The sequence below is a fragment of the Jeongeupia naejangsanensis genome (genome assembly GCF_016865585.1).
Taxonomy (GTDB): Bacteria; Pseudomonadota; Gammaproteobacteria; order Burkholderiales; family Chitinibacteraceae; genus Jeongeupia; species Jeongeupia naejangsanensis.
The window spans coordinates 172,771-190,062 of the sequence record NZ_JAESND010000001.1 but is presented as its reverse complement, the minus strand read 5'-3'; the positions used below and the strand labels follow the sequence as shown (position 1 = coordinate 190,062).

15 protein-coding genes are annotated in these 17,292 nt (G+C 61.9%); 10 read left to right on the top strand and 5 right to left on the bottom strand.

Translation table 11 applies throughout. The features are described from left to right. The first annotated feature begins 7 nt into the window (after positions 1–7). From JMJ54_RS00920 to serB, 3 genes are read left to right on the top strand one after another with little or no spacing between them, the layout of a single operon-like run. Complete coding sequence (locus JMJ54_RS00920; RefSeq protein WP_203536071.1) at positions 8–715, top strand: YecA/YgfB family protein; 708 nt, start codon at positions 8–10, stop codon at positions 713–715. Continuing rightward, positions 708–1,211: an HAD family hydrolase gene (locus tag JMJ54_RS00915; protein ID WP_203536070.1), complete on the top strand. Its 504-nt coding sequence runs from the start codon at positions 708–710 to the stop codon at positions 1,209–1,211. Before JMJ54_RS00920 ends, JMJ54_RS00915 begins: the two co-directional genes overlap by 8 nt. Before the next feature lie 58 nt (positions 1,212–1,269). Beyond that, positions 1,270–2,109, top strand: coding sequence for a phosphoserine phosphatase SerB (gene serB / locus JMJ54_RS00910; protein WP_203536069.1), 840 nt, complete (start codon positions 1,270–1,272; stop codon positions 2,107–2,109). A gap of 88 nt (positions 2,110–2,197) precedes the next feature. On the opposite strand, the gene dnaB is transcribed toward serB, so the two are convergent. Continuing rightward, a complete protein-coding gene (gene dnaB, locus JMJ54_RS00905) occupies positions 2,198–3,631 on the bottom strand; it encodes a replicative DNA helicase (protein ID WP_238999822.1) in 1,434 nt (477 codons plus the stop codon). A 75-nt stretch (positions 3,632–3,706) separates the two neighbouring features. Between dnaB and JMJ54_RS00900 the strand changes: the two genes are divergently transcribed. Both JMJ54_RS00900 and JMJ54_RS00895 read left to right on the top strand, forming a co-directional pair. Continuing rightward, positions 3,707–4,135: a type II toxin-antitoxin system RatA family toxin gene (locus tag JMJ54_RS00900; protein ID WP_203536068.1), complete on the top strand. Its 429-nt coding sequence runs from the start codon at positions 3,707–3,709 to the stop codon at positions 4,133–4,135. Between the two features lie 4 nt (positions 4,136–4,139). After that, entirely contained in the window at positions 4,140–4,451 is a 312-nt protein-coding gene (locus JMJ54_RS00895; protein ID WP_203536067.1) for an RnfH family protein, read from the top strand. A 19-nt stretch (positions 4,452–4,470) separates the two neighbouring features. On the opposite strand, the gene JMJ54_RS00890 is transcribed toward JMJ54_RS00895, so the two are convergent. The 3 genes from JMJ54_RS00890 to JMJ54_RS00880 form a co-directional block, all read right to left on the bottom strand. Then, positions 4,471–4,896, bottom strand: a complete 426-nt coding sequence (locus JMJ54_RS00890; RefSeq protein WP_203536066.1) for a DUF4124 domain-containing protein — start codon at positions 4,894–4,896, stop codon at positions 4,471–4,473. 277 nt (positions 4,897–5,173) lie between these two features. After that, positions 5,174–6,652: a DNA recombination protein RmuC gene (locus JMJ54_RS00885; RefSeq protein WP_203536065.1), complete on the bottom strand. Its 1,479-nt coding sequence runs from the start codon at positions 6,650–6,652 to the stop codon at positions 5,174–5,176. Between the two features lie 104 nt (positions 6,653–6,756). Continuing rightward, positions 6,757–8,730, bottom strand: coding sequence for an esterase-like activity of phytase family protein (locus tag JMJ54_RS00880; protein WP_203536064.1), 1,974 nt, complete (start codon positions 8,728–8,730; stop codon positions 6,757–6,759). Positions 8,731–8,843: 113 nt separating this feature from the next. Between JMJ54_RS00880 and flgA the strand changes: the two genes are divergently transcribed. Beyond that, a complete protein-coding gene (flgA, locus tag JMJ54_RS00875) occupies positions 8,844–9,524 on the top strand; it encodes a flagellar basal body P-ring formation chaperone FlgA (RefSeq protein WP_203536063.1) in 681 nt (226 codons plus the stop codon). Position 9,525: 1 nt separating this feature from the next. Here flgA and JMJ54_RS00870 read toward each other — a convergent pair whose 3' ends face one another. Next, positions 9,526–11,952: a GGDEF domain-containing protein gene (locus JMJ54_RS00870; RefSeq protein WP_203536062.1), complete on the bottom strand. Its 2,427-nt coding sequence runs from the start codon at positions 11,950–11,952 to the stop codon at positions 9,526–9,528. Positions 11,953–12,090: 138 nt separating this feature from the next. Between JMJ54_RS00870 and JMJ54_RS00865 the strand changes: the two genes are divergently transcribed. The 4 genes from JMJ54_RS00865 to ispH are packed head-to-tail and all read left to right on the top strand — an operon-like array spanning position 12,091 to position 17,285. Beyond that, the gene (locus JMJ54_RS00865) at positions 12,091–13,017 is read left to right on the top strand and encodes a bifunctional riboflavin kinase/FAD synthetase (protein ID WP_203536061.1); all 927 of its coding nucleotides are present in this window, start codon (positions 12,091–12,093) and stop codon (positions 13,015–13,017) included. A gap of 8 nt (positions 13,018–13,025) precedes the next feature. After that, positions 13,026–15,893 (top strand): isoleucine--tRNA ligase, encoded by a 2,868-nt coding sequence (gene ileS, locus JMJ54_RS00860; RefSeq protein ID WP_203536060.1) that lies wholly within the window; start codon positions 13,026–13,028, stop codon positions 15,891–15,893. Continuing rightward, positions 15,886–16,362, top strand: a complete 477-nt coding sequence (lspA, locus tag JMJ54_RS00855; RefSeq protein ID WP_238999821.1) for a signal peptidase II — start codon at positions 15,886–15,888, stop codon at positions 16,360–16,362. The genes ileS and lspA overlap by 8 nt, the downstream gene beginning before the upstream one ends. Further along, complete coding sequence (gene ispH, locus JMJ54_RS00850; protein ID WP_238999820.1) at positions 16,359–17,285, top strand: 4-hydroxy-3-methylbut-2-enyl diphosphate reductase; 927 nt, start codon at positions 16,359–16,361, stop codon at positions 17,283–17,285. Before lspA ends, ispH begins: the two co-directional genes overlap by 4 nt. Positions 17,286–17,292: the final 7 nt, after the last annotated feature.

Sequence of the window (17,292 nt, the reverse complement as noted above, 5' to 3'; positions counted from 1 at the left end):
AACAACCATGACCGATCTGCTCAAGCCCCTCTCCGAAGACGAACTCGACCGCCTCGATGCCTTTCTGATGTCGCCGCGCACGCCAGCGGAAACCATGGACCTGGAAATGCTCGACGGCTTTCTGGTGGCACTCGCCATCGGCCCGGACGAGGTGCCCGAAGAAGAATGGCTGCCGCAAGTATTCGACGGCACGCCGCCCGAGTTCGACGATGCCGTCGAGGCAGAAGAAACCTTCAGCCTGATCCGCCGCCACGCCATTGCGATCAAGGCGGCTTTTGCGCCCAAGCGTCGCGAAAACATCGGCGAAGAGCCGTTGTACTTTCCGCTGGTACTGTCGGACGAAGGTGCCGACGAGAAGTGGCAGGACTCGCTGGGTGCGTACTGGGCCAGCGGCTTCCGGCTTGGCCTGCTGGCGCGCGAAGAAGTCTGGCAAAAGGCGCTCGACGAGGACGAGCAGCTGTTCGACTCGGTCGCATCGGTGCTGGCGCTTGAAGATGGCCACGAAGACGGCGACGAGGCCACACCACTCACGATCAAGCAGCGCGAGGAACGCATTTCCGAACTGCCGTGGATCGTTGAAGACGTGATGTTCTACTGGCTCGAGCAGAAATACGGTCAGGTCGAACGCGTCGAGCGCGAAGAACCCAAGGTCGGCCGCAACGACCCGTGCCCGTGCGGTTCGGGCAAGAAATTCAAGAAATGCCACGGTGCCTGATCGCAACCCGCTACCGCGGGCCATTCTTTTTGACTGGGGCGGCACACTGATGGAGGACGACTCGACCAGCACCGTTGCGGCGGCCGGGTCACCCGATATCCGGCGGGTGCCCGGCGCGCTTGAGGCGCTGATCGCCTGCCGGCCGCACGCCACCATTTGCGTCGCAACCAACGCCATGGTGTCGAACGATGCCGAAGTCTGGGACGCATTGTCGCTGGCAGGGCTTGCAGGCGGCGTCTCGCACGTGTTTTCGCGACAGTCGCTGGGTTTCGGCAAACAGGACGAGCGATTCTGGCTTCACGTTCAGGCAACGCTCGGCCTGATGCCGCAGCACATGCTGATGATCGGCGATGACTTCGACGGCGACGTGGCGGCACCCGCCCGCGCGGGGCTGAATGCGCTCTGGCTCAACCGGGAAACACAAGAGCGACGTGTCGGCACCGGATATGACACCCTGTTTTCGCTGACCGAACTGCCCGACCGCCTGTTCGGTTAGACCATCCCGGCGATCCGCTATAATCGCCCCGTCCGTTCAATCACGCCCAGAATCCACCATGCACCGTCTTGTCATTCAAGCGCCAGAGATTGCCACGCAAGACCTGAAGCAGCTGGCACGCCTTTCCGACGCGCACCAGATCGAAGCCATCAACCAGCGCGCCTTCAAGCTGCACGGCGCGCACATCGACAACGAAGAAGCCGTTGCCGATTTCTGCGAAAGCAACCAGCTCGATTACGCCTTCATCCCCGAAGACTTGGGCGTGCGCGACATCGGCCTTGTCGTCATGGACATGGATTCGACACTGATCACGATCGAATGCATCGACGAGATCGCGGACATGGTCGGCATCAAGCCAGAGGTCGCCGACATCACGGCCGCAGCAATGCGCGGCGAACTCGACTTTCGCGAGAGCCTGACGCGCCGCGTCGCACTGCTCGCCGGCCTGCCGGAAGGCGCATTGCAGCGCGTGTACGACGAGCGCCTCAAGCTGATGGCCGGCGCAGAAGAAATGCTTGCCGGGTTCCAGGCGGCGGGCGCAAAAACGCTGCTGATCTCCGGCGGCTTCACCTTCTTCACCGATCGATTGCAGGCACGGTTGAACTTGAGCCGTGCGATTGCCAATGTGCTCGAAATCGAGCACGGCAAGCTCACCGGGCGCGTCAATGGCGACATCGTCGATGCCGCACGCAAACAGGCCGAACTGGTTTCGCTGCGCGAATCGCTGGGTTTGCGCCGCGAACAGGTTGTTGCAATCGGCGACGGCGCCAACGACCTGCCGATGCTGCACGAGGCCGGCTTCGGCGTTGCCGCACACGCCAAGCCCAAGGTGCAGGCCGAAGCACCGTACTGCATCAACCAGGTCGGACTCGAGGGTGTACTGAACTACTTCCGTTGAAGTTGAAGTGAAACCTTAACCGGAAAACAAAAGGCCAACCCATACAAAGGGTTGGCTTTTTGTTTTGATGTACGACATCAGATGTTGTTCACTCCAGATCGCTGGACCAGCCCTCCGGGCGCATCAGTGCATTGTCGAAACGGGAATGCTGCCCCATGAAGACCAGTGGAATCTTGCCGGTCGGTCCGTTCCGGTGCTTGCCGATGATGCACTCGGCCAGGCCTTTGTGCGGCGAGTCCGGATTGTAGTAATCGTCGCGGTACATGAACATGATCACGTCGGCATCCTGCTCGATGGCGCCGGATTCGCGCAAGTCGGACATCATCGGGCGCTTGTCGGTGCGCTGCTCGACGGCACGCGACAGCTGCGACAGCGCGATGATCGGCACTTGAAGTTCACGCGCCAAGCCCTTGAGCGAACGGGAAATTTCACTGACTTCGGTTGCTCGGTTCTGGTCCTTGGCCCCCGCCCGGCCTGCCATCAGCTGGATATAGTCGATCACGATCAGCCCCAACTGGCCGCCAACCTGCCGCGCCAGTCTTCGTGACTTGGTACGAATTTCCATTGCAGTCAGCGCACCGGTCTCCTCGATGAAGATCGGCGCCTCGGAAAGCTTGTTCACCGCATGCGTCAGGCGCAGCCAGTCCTCGTCTTCAAAGCGCCCGGTTTTCAGCTTGTGCATGTCGATCTTGCCGATCGAGCCGACCATCCGCATGCCGAGCTGTGCCGCACCCATTTCCAGCGAAAAAATGGCCACCGGCAGCTTGAGTTCGGCGCCGACGTATTCGGCGATGTTCACCGAGAACGCCGTCTTGCCCATCGACGGCCGGCCGGCAACGATGATCAGGTCGCCCTTCTGCAGGCCCGACGTCATCTTGTCGAGGTCGATGAAGCCGGTAGCGACGCCGGTGACTTCGGAGGGGTTGTCCTGCTGGTACAGGTGATCGATGCGCTCGACGATTTCCTTCAGGATCGGCGGCATCGGAATGAAACCCTTCTGCCCCTTGGCCGATTGCTCGGCGATCTGGAAAACCCGCGATTCTGCTTCGTCGAGCAACTGGGCCGACTCGCGGCCGTCGGGGTTGTACGCCGACTCGGCAATTTCGGTGCCGACCCCTGCCAGCTGGCGCATGACCGAGCGCTCGCGCACGATTTCGCCGTAGCGGCGGATATTGGCCGCCGATGGCGTGTTCGACGCCAGCGAGCCGAGGTAGGCGAGTCCGCCGACGTAGGCCAGGTCATTCGAATTGTCGAGCGACTCAGCGACGGTAATCACGTCGGCCGGCCGGTTGTGTTCGATCAGCTTGACGACGTGCTGCCAGATCTTTTTGTGATCTTCGCGGTAGAAATCGTTTTCGTTGATGACGTCCGCAATCTTGTCGAACGCCGTATTGTCGAGCATCAGCCCGCCGAGTACCGACTGTTCGGCCTCGATCGAATGCGGTGGCAGCCGAAGTGCCGCGACGTCGGCGGCGAGCCCGGCTTGCATGCCCCCCTGGGGGGCGGTAGGATACTCGGTCATTTCCGACAGTCGTTCCGTGGGCGAAAGGCTGCCTATTCTAGCCCCTTGCAGCCCTTGGCGCGATGCCATTGCCCGATGAAGCAAATCCGCAAGTCCGTTCTCGTCCCCCACTCCGCTGCGCACATGTTCCGTCTGGTTGACGACGTGGAGCATTACCCGCGTTTCCTGCCATGGTGCGGTGGTGTCGAGGTGCACGAGCGCACCGCCAACACGCTCGACACGACACTGCGCATCGATTTTCTGCGGGTCAAATCGTTTTTTCGTACCCGCAACGTCAATAGCGAAAACCGGATCGAGATGCAGCTGGCCGACGGCCCGTTCAAGACTCTGGCCGGAGTCTGGCAGTTCACCCCGCTGATGGAAGATGCGTGCAAGGTCGAATTCGAGCTCGATTACCAGTTCGAAAGTCGTGCGCTTGAGGTCTTGATCGGCCCGGTGTTCGAGAAAATCACCAGCACTTTTGTCGACTGCTTCGTCAAGGAAGCGGACCGGCGCCACGGTTGAAGCGATGAGCGATCAAATCAGTGTCGAAGTGGTGTACGCCACGCCGGATAAGCAAAAACTGGTAACGGTGCGCCTGCCGTCGGGCGCGACAGCCGAAGGCGCCATTACCCAGTCGGGACTGCTGAACGAATTTGCCGAAATCGACCTGGCGCACAACAAGATCGGCATTTTCGGCAAGGCGATCCGGCTGGACACGGTGTTGCGCGATCGTGATCGGGTCGAAATCTACCGGCCGCTGATTGCCGACCCCAAGGAAGTACGCCGCCGTCGCGTTGCCGAGGGCAAGGCGATGAAAAAAGGCGGCGGCGAACTCTGATCCGGGGCCGAAGGCCGATTTAGCCGCAGGCTTCCTTTATGACTTCCTGCGTAGCAGTGATTTCTTCTTTTTTGCGCTCTTCGGTCATGAACTCGACCTTACCCTTCTCGTTCAGACTGTTGTATCGGGACGTTTGCAGATAGCCGAGGCGCTTTCTGGCTTCGGCACACACCTTCGGGTCCTTCTTGCTGTCATCTTTGGCTTGTGGCGCAGCTTGTTGCGGCGCCGAGGCTGCTGCGGGTGCGCTGGCTTTCGCCGCAGCGGCCGGCGCAACGGTCACCGGCTGCTTCGCAGTCTTCACGACCTGCGCCTTGCCCTTGTCGGCACCGGCAGGTGGCGTATCGGAGTACTGCCAATTGCCGCTGGCATCCTTCCATTTGTAAATCTCGGCGTGCGCGACCCCAGTTGCCATGCAAAGCGCAAGCAGCGCCAGATGCAGTTTCATATCGACCCCTTCCGGTTTTCTTGTTGGTGCATTTAGTCGCCAGATCAATAGCGCTTAATCCGGTAACGCGCAAGCAGTGCGAATAAAACAGCCACCCAATTGCGTAAAGACCACACCCGGCCGGCTCGAGTGGCACTACTCACAAGTGTGAGTTTGTCCGTGGGGGCGGGAATGACCTCGACCTAAGATGACCTTGTGCCGGTCGATCCACACGGAAAGCCGGCAAAGCTTCATCTCTCCTCATGACTTGTATGCCCGCCTGCCAGCGGGCATTTTTTTATGCTTCGATCCTCGATGGATCCGTGCCGTCACCCTCCAGTTTGACCTGTTCGATCTCGACGAAACGCCGAGAGATTTTTTCACTGGTAATGGCAACGTTCTGCACGTCGTCGTGCGCCTGACGGATGTGCGTTGCCAGCTTTTTCATCCGCTCGTCGAAGCGCCCGAACTCCTGCGACAAACGCCCCAGCGCTTCCTTGATGATGTGGACCTGCTTGCGCGTCTCGACGTCCTTGATCACGGCGCGCGCCGTATTCAGCACCGCCATCAGTGTGGTGGGCGACACGATCCACACCCGCTTGGCCAGCGCGTACTGCACCAGGTCAGGGTGATAGGCGTGAATCTCGGCAAAGACCGCTTCCGCCGGCACGAACATCACGGCGCCATCCGCCGTTTCGTTGGCGATGATGTACTTGCCGGAGATGTCGTCGATGTGTTTCTTGACGTCACCCTTGAAGGCACGCGTTGCGACCACCTTGTCCGACGCCGGGTCGAACATCCGGTGGTAATTCTCCAGCGGAAACTTGGCATCGACGGCGACCACCCCGGTCGGCTCCGGCAGGCGCAGCACGCAATCGGCGCGCGTTCCGTTCGAGAGCGTCGCTTGGAATTCGTAAACCTGCGCCGGCAACACATTGCGGACCAGATGCTCGAGCTGGACTTCGCCAAACGCGCCGCGCGATCGTTTGTCGCCAAGCAATTCCTGCAGACTGACGACATTGGTCGTGAGCCCGTCGATCTTCTTTTGCGCTTCGTCGATGGTCGCCAGTCGCGCCATCACGTTGGCGAAGGTTTCATTGGTCTTCTTGAAGCCTTCGTCGAGCCGTTCGTTGACCTTGCCGGAAATCTCGGCCAGGCGCGTGTCGGCGGTTTTGGTCAGTTCGCCCACGGTGGCCGTCAATTGCTGTGACGTTGTTTGCAACAGCGTCTGGATCTGCTCCATTTCACGCTTGGATTGTTCGGCAAGCATGGTCGACAACTTGACCAGCACATCTTCGCGCAATGCATCCTGCTTGCCCTTGAGTTCGGCGGCAATGTCGGACAGCTGCTTGAGCATCAGCTCGCGGGTTTCCGACAGCGTCGAAGTCAGCGACAACCGCATGGCCGACAGTGATTCGCTTTGCGTGCTCGCCAGCCGGTTGAGCGCCTCCCGGGTGTCCTTGAGTTCGGTACTCACGCCGCCCCGCAGACGATCGAAGGATTCGCCCATGGCATCACGAAGCTGCCCGGCCGACCGGCCGATCGCATCGTTGAGCAGGCTGCCGTGCTGGGCCAGTGCCGCATGTTGCGACTCGCTTTGTCTGGCCAGCCCGGTGTGCAGGTCACCCAGCATTTGGCGGTGCTTGGCTTCCAGTTCCTGCGACAGCAGGTCGAGCACATCCTGTTGCGTGCGGGTCAGCTGCTGCAGTCGCAGCACCACGACAACACCGGCGATCAGCACGACCAGTGTCGTGATGCCAAAAAGCAGATCGAGCATTGGGGAACTCCATGGAATCAGCCGGCCATTGTATGCGATCCCTCCATGGCGCAGTCGCAACGAAAAGAGCCCCGCTTCGGGGCTCCTTGATGCTCAGGCAATGATTACAGCGCGATGTCTTTCAGCGGCGTACCGAAGCGGATGATCCACAAACGGCTCGGACGCTCGTCATCGCTGCCCTGACCGATCCGGTACTTCGGATTGACCAGCGTCGCGCATTTGCTGCCCGTCAGCGTGCCGTTGGCGTCCTGACTGCAGTCGTCCCCCTTGAGCGATACGCCCTTGTCGTCGATGATCTTGCCCGACAGCCCGAAGTCGTTGTCGTTGATCAGCGCAATGGTGCTGGCGTCGATCAGCGTCAGCCCTTCCGCCTTCTCCGCTACCCAGCCGAACTTCGCATCGCGAAGGTCTGCCAGAACGCGCTTGGCAACCGGGGTGATGCCGGCGGTCTTGATGACAGCCAGATCGCTCTGGTATTCCACCTCGAGCCCGTTGACCGTCTTGCCGGTCAGATCGGTGGCCGCACTGGTGTCGATCAGCACCAGCATGTTGTGGACGACGCCGTCCTTTTGCTCTCCCTGTTCGATCAGCAGAAAGCGGGTGTCGGACAGTGCAATCAGATCGCCCAGCTTGGCGTCCTTCGCCTTGCCATACAGCGCCGTGTCGAACGGGTATGCCAGCATGCGCGTTGCGCCGTTCGCCGGATCGTATTCAACAAGCCGGATCACCGGCGCCTTGCTGGTTTTTTGCGCCTTGTTGTTGCTGTCCTTGGCGTCGTCCATTGCCAGGATCGACTGCACCATGGCCACGATCTTGCCCGACGGCGTCACCGCCACCCCTTCGAAGCCGCGGTTGGCCTGGCGCTTGGCGATGATTGCCGGCAGACCCGAACCCGGCGCCAGCTTCTTCAACAGCTTGCCGGTCGCAGGGTCGAGCTGCGCCAGGAAGGGGCCGTATTCGTCGGTCAGCCAGAGCTTGCCATCCTTGTCGATCGACAACCCTTCCGGGTCGATGCCATGCGGGCTGTAGCCCGGCGCGAGCTTGCCCAGCGCCTCGTTCAGCGCGACTTCGTTGCTGGCGCCGACCGAGCCGTCCGGAATCGGCAGGCCGCTCATCGCGCTGCCGTCGACATCCTTGAGGTCGGTGGTCGATTCGACGCGAGCCACACCGTTTTTCAGCCGCATCAGACCGATTTTCGGGTTGAAGCCCGGCACCGGGAAGACCTTGCTCTTCTTGCCGTCAACCTGATCCGGCGAATCGCCATTCGGACCACGGTCCGTCAGGATGTAGAACAGCTGACTGCCGTCGGCTTCCTTGCCCTTGTAGGCGATGCTCGAACCGATCGAGAGCGGGAACCCTTGCGGGAAGGCGGCCTTGATGCCGGCATCGCTCCCCGGATAGGCCACATGGAAACCGGTCGGTACCTGCACGCGGTATTTGCTGATTTCCAGTGTCACGCCCGACGCGTTGACCTTGGTGGTAGCCGTCCCGCCCAGCATGGCCAGTGTCGACTCGAAGTGCTCGCGCGCACTGGCTGCGCTGACCGGCGCCCTGCCCAGAACGCCACTGGCCGCGGCATCGAACGCTTGCATGTCATCCAGTGGCAGCGTTTTGCCCTTCAATGCATTCCGGGCCGCCGCCTCGATGGCAATGCCGTTGTCCGGATCGTGGTCGGCATCCAGCGTTTGCAGTAGTCGCGCCCGCGCAATCACCTTGTCGGACAACGGATTGGCCGGATCGAAATCGGCCAGCGTCACTTTGTCCTTGCCCTTGGTTTGGCCGAGCACAAGGTCGCCAATGCGGAAAGTGACCGCATCGCCATCGCGATAGCTGAACACGCCACTGGCGTCGGTCATCCCGATGGCGTTGCCGCCGGAACTGGTGGTGTACTCCAGCCCCGCCACGGCTGCGTCGTAGAACTGGCCGGTCTTGGCGCCCGGCGACGGAACGGGCGTTGGTGCGGGTGTCGGCGCCGGAGCGGGTGCTGATGTCGCGCCCCCATCATCCCCGCCACCACAGGCGACCAGGCCCGCCGTCATCAGGGTCGCCAGCATCAGCGGCGGAATGCATTGCTTCATCGGTCTCGTCCTTGTCTTTTCGCGAAAAGCGCTGAAGCTAAGGCGTCAACGTGACGTGCTGTTTACGGCGGCCGGCGTGCGGCGCGACTGCAACAGCCCGTTATAATGGCCCGATGAAACATTTCATTACCCCCTTGCTGCTCTCCCTTGCATGCAATGCCGCCCTTGCCGCGCCAATGGATAACGAAGCCCTGCGACAAGAGGCCGAGTCATGGGTAAAGCAACAGCTCGCCAACTCCCCCTCATCCACAGTCAAGATCGGCCGTCTGGATAGTCGCCTCCGGCTGGATGCGTGCGCGCTGCGCGACTTCCAGCTGGCACCCGGCCAGCGCCTTCTGGGTAATACGCAAATCCGGATTCGTTGCGTCGAGGGCGCCGACTGGTCGGTCAACCTGCCGGCGCGGATCGGCCAGGAGGTGAGCTACTACGTGGCGGCACGGCCACTGCCGGCGGGTCATGTACTCGGGGCCGGGGATGTACAACTCCGGCGTGGCGACCTGGCAGACCTGCCGGGAAGCGTGGTGCTCGATACGCAGCAGGCCGTAGGGCAAACACTGGGGATGGCCGTGGCAAGCGGCGCGCCCTTTCGCGCCGAAATGCTGCGCGCCGCATCGGTGATTCGGCAGGGGCAACGGGTCAAGCTGACGATTCGGGTTGGCGGAATCGATGTCAGCAATGAAGGCACCGCACTCAATACCGCCTCGGAAGGTCAGGTGGTTCGCGTCCGCCTCGGGGGCAATCAGATCCTTCAGGGCACTGCAAATGCAGACGGCTCGGTAGACGTCACCCCCTGAGTCAGTGGGTGGGCTGAAGCGGTGGCACGGCAGTACCCCGCTCGGCTTCGGCGCGGCTCGGGTCGGAAGGTGTCCACCAGCGCAGGCGGTTCCTCCCCTCCCGTTTGGCGGCATAAAGCGCGGCATCGGCCAGCTCAAGCGGCGCATCGGTATCCGGGTCGGTGCCGCCGACGAGCATGGCGCCGATCGAGATCGTGATGCCAATCAGTCTCTGACCATGGAAATCCACCGACAACAGGCGTACAGCCGCCATGAGTCGCTCGCCCCAATCGGTCAGCCCGGCATGATCGATACCGGGCAGCAGGACGGTAAACTCCTCGCCACCGAAACGGCAAACCACGTCATCCGCCCGCCCGAGGTTGAGCAAGCATTGCGCCAGCGCGCGCAGCACGGCATCGCCCGCCTCATGGCCATAGGTGTCGTTGTAGCGCTTGAAGTAATCGATATCGATCATCGCCACCCCAAGGGTGCCGTGATTCCGCTTGGCACGGGCCAGCTCACGTCGCAGACACTCCTCGAGGTAACGACGGTTGAACAATCCGGTGAGCGGATCGGAGATCGACTGCAGTTTCAGCGTTTCGCGGAGCTGCAGGTTGGCGATGGCCAGGGAAATCTGCTCGGCCACCGACAGCGCCAGTTGATGTTCAACGTCACTGAACTGACTTTCCGAGCGGGACAGCGACCCCAGGAGCGTGACAACCCCCTGGTTCCTGCCCTGAGCCGTCATCGGGATGCACAGACTTTGCCTGACGGGAGCAATGGGCACGTGCCGGCACCGCGGGCCGTGCTGGGGTGACTGAAGCCAGTGTGCCTGCCCCAGGCGTACGCCCCAGCAATCATCAGGCGCCATCGTTGTCTGCGTTCTGGGAAGTTCGCCCCAGCGACAGGCCTCCTCGAGTTGTGCGGTAACCGGATTGTCGATGAACAGCTGTCCTGCACTTTCGGGGAACAGCTTCGCCATGCTTGTCCGAATGATGTCGCGCGCTTCATCGAAGGTTTGGCAGCATTCAAGCATGCGCCCCAACTCGCGCTGCAACGAAACATCCTGAAGGTGGCGCCGCAAGGACTCCAGTCCGCTCTCAAGGACCTCATTGCTGCGCTGCAGGGTCATGCTCAACGCCTCGCGCTCAAGCACATCCGCCTTCAGATGTTGCTGCTCCGCGCGCGCTGCATGCGCGCGCCGCCAGAGCAGAACAATCAGCCAGAATGCGCCGGGAATCAGCAGCAACGACACGACGAGCGTCGCCGTACCGACAGCCTGGGTCACGGCGCCGGTATGCTCTGCCTTGTTTTGCATTTGCCCGAGCTGCTGAATCAGCGCCTGCTGGCGGGCGTCGATTGTCTGGAGCAGCAGCTCCCGTGCTGACTGAAACGATGAGGTGGCATTTTTTCCTCCGGCAGCCTCGTCCAGGCGAGTCGGCAAGTTCAGGAGTGCCTCACCCTTCGCCCCACCCAAGTCAGCCACGGGCTGGTTGCGCCAGTCGAGCCAGCTTTGTCGAAGTTGCTCGCCCTCGACGCTGCGCCAAGCCTGAATGGAGGCTGCATTGACGAGGCTCTGCCGCACGCCATGCAGTTTGCTGAGTTCGTCGAGCGATACGTCGTGCTGCGGCGCCCACATCTGCGTCGCATTATGGTGCTGGACCATGGTCCAGCCGCCTCCGGCACCAATCACGACAAGCAACACACACATTGCCAGTGCCGATTGCCGACGTCGCGTCTGCGCTGTCCGGGCTGACTCCTGTCCGTTGTCCGGCTGGATCAGCAACTCGGCAAGGACGGGAGACAGGGCTGCAAGCACGACGAACAACGCACTGAGCAAAATCAGCGCCAGAAGGCGCCATGCCTCTCCGTTCACCAGCGATGCGCTGACCTCGGCAATATGTAGTGGCATGGCGCCAACGGTCTGGCCGAACACCACGAGCGCAAACCCGCACTGCATGGACGAAAGCACGCCTCGCGCACTTCGATCGCCCGCCCATGCAATGATTGCGGCGGCCACCAGTGCCAGCAGGGCGGCAACCCATTGCGTTTCCGGCGGGTACGCCCATTGCCACGACAGCAGTCGGCCGGCCGAAAGTAACGCCAGCGCCAGCGCAAGACCTGTCGCAATTCGCCCGGCGATCCTCAATCGGTGCAAAACGAGTAGTCGCAAGGCAATGCCCGGGCCGAGCATGAAAAGTGCGAGCGCCGCCAGTAGCGGGAGTAGCGCGAACCCATAGGGCGCACCGGGGTTGCCGATGAGCAAAAGACAAAGCGAGGCCACCCAGAGCCCGCCGCCAATCGTTACCGTTGCGACGGCAATCAGCCTTGGCCGCAGTGGCGCGGCACAGGCCATGCAGTGCCGAAGCCAGGACAGGCCGCCGTAAAACGAAAGTGCTGCAACAAGGACGGGAATCAATCTGAATGCGGGCAGTTGCAGCTCGTTCATCGCTCACCCCTGACGTATGGCTTTCAATATAGAGAGCACGAGGACTGAAAGCGCAAAAACATCGCCAGTCACGCGCCTGACAAGCCGACGCTTAACCGTTAAAATCTATGGTTTTGCACCCGATTGCCATTGCCGATCATGCAAGTCGTACGCGGCGTAGCCGCTGCCCACCTTCCACCCTGTGCGTTGACCATCGGCAACTTTGATGGCCTTCATCTCGGGCACCAGGCCATGCTGAGCACGGTTCGCAGTGCCGCGCGCGAACGCGGCCTCGCAACCGCAGTGCTGACCTTCGAGCCGCACCCGCGCGAGCTGTTTACGCCGGAGTCGGCACCCGCACGCCTCACGAGTTTTCGCGAAAAAACCGAACTTCTGGCCGCCGAAGGCATCGACTATCTGGTTGTTCAGCGTTTCGACCGCCGTTTTGCCAGTTACGAAGCCGAAGCCTTTCGCGACGAAATCATCGCAAGGCGTCTCAACGCCCGTTTCGTGGTCGTTGGCGACGATTTCTGTTTTGGCGCGCGGCGTGCCGGCAATATCGCCCTCCTCGCACAGTCGTCGGTGTTCGAAGCGCATGCGTTGCCCACGATCGCGCGTGATGAAGAGCGCGTGTCGTCCACTGCGGTTCGGGCTGCACTGGCCGGCGGGCAGATGGCCCACGCCGCCGAACTCCTCGGCCGGCCGTATTCGATTTCGGGCAGAGTCATTGGTGGGGATCGACTGGGAAGGCAACTGGGTTTTCCGACTGCCAATATCCAGTTGCGCCATAACCGCCCGCCGATGATGGGCGTCTTCGTTGTCGAGGCGCACGGGCTGGAGCGGCCGTGGCAAGGTGTTGCCAGCCTCGGGGTGCGCCCCACTGTCAAAGGTGCGGACGCCGCGCCGGTGCTCGAAGTGCACCTGTTCGATTTCAATCGCCAGATTTATGGCGAACACCTGCGGGTGGACTTCCTCGCCAAGCTGCGCGACGAAGAAAAGTATTCGGGTCTGGAGCCGCTGATCGCCCAGATCCATAAAGATTGTGACCAAGCCCGCGACTGGTTCGCGACACGTGCCCAACACTGAGAGACACCATGAGCGAAAAAGCGTCGAATAAATATCCGGTCAATTTGCTGGACACGGCATTCCCGATGCGCGGCGATCTGGCCAAGCGCGAACCGGGCTTCCTGAAGCAGTGGCAGGACAAACAGTTGTATCAGAAGCTGCGCGAGCGCGCGAAGCAGGAAAACCGGCCCAAGTTCATTCTGCACGACGGCCCGCCCTACGCGAACGGCGAAATCCACCTTGGCCATGCCGTGAACAAGACGCTCAAGGACATCATCATCAAGTCGAAGTCGCTGGCCGGCTTCGATGCACCCTATGTGCCGGGCTGGGATTGCCACGGGCTGCCGATCGAACATCAGATCGAAAAAATCACCAAAAATGACGCCAAGGCCGTCAAGGCCAACCCGGACATCCATGCCCGTATCGTTGCATTCCGCAAGGAAAACGGTCTGGACGAGAAAGAAACGCATCTGCCGGCCGCCTTCGTGCGCGAACTGTGCCGCGCCTACGCCGCCAAGCAGATCGAAATCCAGAAAGCCGGCTTCATCCGCCTTGGTGTGTGGGGCGACTGGGCGGACCCGTACCAGACGATGGCATTCAAGACCGAAGCCAACATCGTCCGCACGCTTGGCAAGATCCACGCCAACGACTACATCGTCAAAGGCCAGAAGCCGGTGCACTGGTGCGTCGACTGCGGATCGGCGCTGGCCGAGGCCGAAGTCGAGTACGAAGACAAGGTATCGCCGGCCATCGACGTCGGCTTCCGCTTCGTCGACACCGCCGCGCTGTCGCAGGCTTTCGGCGGCGTCAACCTGCAGGATCAGCCCGCTTACGCGATCATCTGGACCACGACGCCGTGGACGCTGCCAGCCAATCAGGCCGTGTGCGTCCACCCGGAACTGACGTATGACCTGATCGCCACGCCGCGCGGCCTGCTGGTACTCGCTGCCGATCTGGCCGAATCCGCACTGAAGCGCTATGGCATCGATGCCGCCGAAGTCATCGCCAAAGCACACGGCTCGCGCCTGAACCTCCTGCAGCTGCAGCACCCCTTCCTCGATCGTCAGGTGCCGGTCATTCTCGGCGAGCATGTGACGACCGACGCCGGTACCGGCCTCGTTCATACCGCGCCGGCGCACGGTCTGGACGACTACCTGGTCGGCCTGCACTACCACCTGCCGGTCGAAAACCCGGTCGGCGGCGACGGCCGCTACATTGCCAGCGCGCAGTTCGCACCGGGCAAGACCGTCTGGGAAGCCAACCCGCTGGTAATCGCCGCTCTTGACGAGCATCAGGCGCTGTTCGCCAACGAAAAACTCAAGCACAGCTACCCGCACTGCTGGCGCCACAAGACGCCGATCATTTTCCGCGCCACCACGCAGTGGTTCATCGCGATGGAAAAAGCGGTCAACGGCACCACGCTGCGCCAGCACGCCAACAAGGCTGTCGACGACACCGAGTTCTTCCCGGCATGGGGTCGCGCCCGCCTTGAGGCGATGATCGGCAACCGCCCGGACTGGTGCATCTCGCGCCAGCGCAACTGGGGCGTACCGATGACCTTTTTCGTGAACAAGGAAACCGGCGACCTGCATCCGCGCAGTGGCGAGCTGCTTGAAGTCGTCGCGCAGCGTATCGAGCAGGAAGGCATTGAAGCCTGGTTCAAGCTCGACGCGGCCGAGTTGCTCGGCGCCGAAGCGGCGCAGTACGAAAAGCTCAAGGACACACTCGACGTCTGGTTCGACTCTGGCTCGACCCATTACGCCGTGCTGCGTCAGCGCGAAGACCTCGGCTGGCCGGCCGACCTGTACCTCGAAGGCTCGGACCAGCATCGCGGCTGGTTCCAGTCATCGCTACTCACCGGCTGCGCCACCGAAGGTCGTGCGCCGTACAAACAGCTACTGACCCACGGCTTCACAGTCGACGAGAAGGGTCACAAGATGTCGAAGTCCAAGGGCAACGGCATCGAACCGCAGGAAATCTTCAACAGCATCGGTGCCGACATGCTGCGCCTGTGGGTCGCCAGCGCCGATTACTCGGGCGAAATGTCGCTGTCGCAGGAGATCCTCAAGCGCACGACCGACTCGTACCGCCGCATCCGCAACACGCTGCGTTTCCTGCTCGCCAACCTGTCCGACTTCAAGGCCGAACAGGCCCTGCCGGCAGACGAGCTGCTGACACTCGACCGCTATGCCCTAGTCGAGCTGGCGGCATTCCAGCAGCGCGTTGCCGAGCTGTTCGATCGCTACGAATTCCACTCGGCAGTGCAGGAAATCCACCGCTTCTGCTCGGAAGAACTGGGCTCGTTCTACCTCGACATCATCAAGGACCGCCTGTACACCACCAAGGCCGACTCGGCGATCCGGCGCTCGGCCCAGACGGCACTCTGGCACGTCACCCAGTCGCTGGTGCGCATTCTGGCGCCCATCCTGTCGTTCACCGCGCACGAGGCCTGGGAGGTGCTCAACGGCGACGGCGAAAGTGTCTTCCTGTCGACCTGGTATCAGGTGCCGGCCGTCGCCGACGCTGAAGCACTGTCGACCCGGTTCGCACTGATCCGCGAAGCCCGCGTTGCTGCGCAGAAAGACATCGAAGTACTGCGTGCCGACGGCAAGCTTGGCTCGAGCCTGCAGGCCGAAGTCGAAGTCACCGCCGGCGGCGAGCTGCATGCCGCCCTCGCAGGCCTGGGGGACGAGTTGCGCTTTGTGCTGATTACCTCGAAGGCCACGCTGAAGCAGGGCAATGCACTTGCGGTTGGCGTTACGCCATCGACCTACACCAAGTGCGACCGCTGCTGGCATTACGTGCCAAGCGTTGGCACCGTGGCTGGCCATGCCGCGCTGTGTGCACGTTGCGATGACAACCTGCACGGCAAGGGCGAGGCACGTACGCATGCCTAAGCGGTTCTGGCAATGGATTGCGCTGGCGGTGGTCGTCATCGCGCTGGATCAGGTGACCAAGCACGTGATCGAGGCGGCATTCGCCTACGGTGACGTGCGTCCGGTCATCCCCGGCTTTTTCAACCTGACCCTGGCGTACAACCCCGGTGCGGCTTTTTCGTTCCTGGCCGATGCGGGTGGCTGGCAGCGTCACTTCTTCACCGTACTGGCGCTCGGCGTCTCGGTCTTCATTGTGCTGACGCTGCGCAAGCACCACGCCGAATCGCTGTTTTCGCTGTCGCTGTCGCTGATCATGGGCGGCGCGCTCGGCAACGTGATCGATCGGGTGCTGTTCGGTCACGTGATTGATTTCATTCAGGTTTATTATCGGAACTGGTATTACCCGGCGTTCAATCTCGCCGACTCGGCCATTTGCGTCGGTGCCGCACTGATGGTCTGGGACAGTTTCCGCAAAAAGGACTCCGCATGAGCATGCAGATCATCCTCGCGCAACCGCGCGGCTTCTGCGCTGGCGTTGACCGCGCGATCGCCATCGTCGAAAAGGCGCTGGAGAAGTTCGGCGCGCCGATCTACGTGCGTCACGAAGTCGTGCACAACAAGTTCGTCATCGAGGACCTGAAAGCCAAGGGTGCGATTTTCGTCGAAGAACTCGCCGAAGTACCTGCAGGCAATACGGTGATTTTTTCGGCTCACGGCGTGTCGCAAGCCGTCCGTGCCGAAGCCGAGGCACGCGGGCTGAGCGTGTACGACGCCACCTGCCCGCTCGTCACCAAGGTGCATCTCGAGGTCAAGCGGCTGCGCCAGCAGGGCTTCGAGATCATCATGATCGGCCACAAGGGCCACCCGGAGGTCGAAGGCACCATGGGGCAGGCCGATGGCGGGATGTATCTGGTCGAAGAGGCCGAGGATGTGCCGACCATGGTCGTCAATGCCAATGCCAAGCTCGCCTACGTGACGCAGACCACCCTGTCGGTGGATGACGCGCAGCGCGTCGTCGATGCCCTGCGCACGCGTTTCCCCGACATCGTCGGCCCGAAGAAGGACGATATCTGCTACGCGACGCAGAATCGCCAGGATGCGGTGAAGCACCTGGCGCGCGACGTCGACGTGCTGATTGTCGTCGGCTCGCCGAACAGCTCGAACTCGAACCGGTTGCGCGAAGTCGGCGCCAGCCTCGGCATCGATTCCTACATGGTCGACAACGAAACCGAACTCAAGCCCGAATGGTTTGCCGATGGTGCCCGCGTCGGCATTACGGCCGGCGCATCGGCCCCGGACGTGCTGGTGCAGCGCGTCATCAAGCGGATCGGCGATTTTGGCGCCGAATCGGTGTCGCCGATGGACGGCATCGAGGAGAACGTGGTGTTTTCGCTCCCCAAGGGGCTGGCCTGAGTCCAGC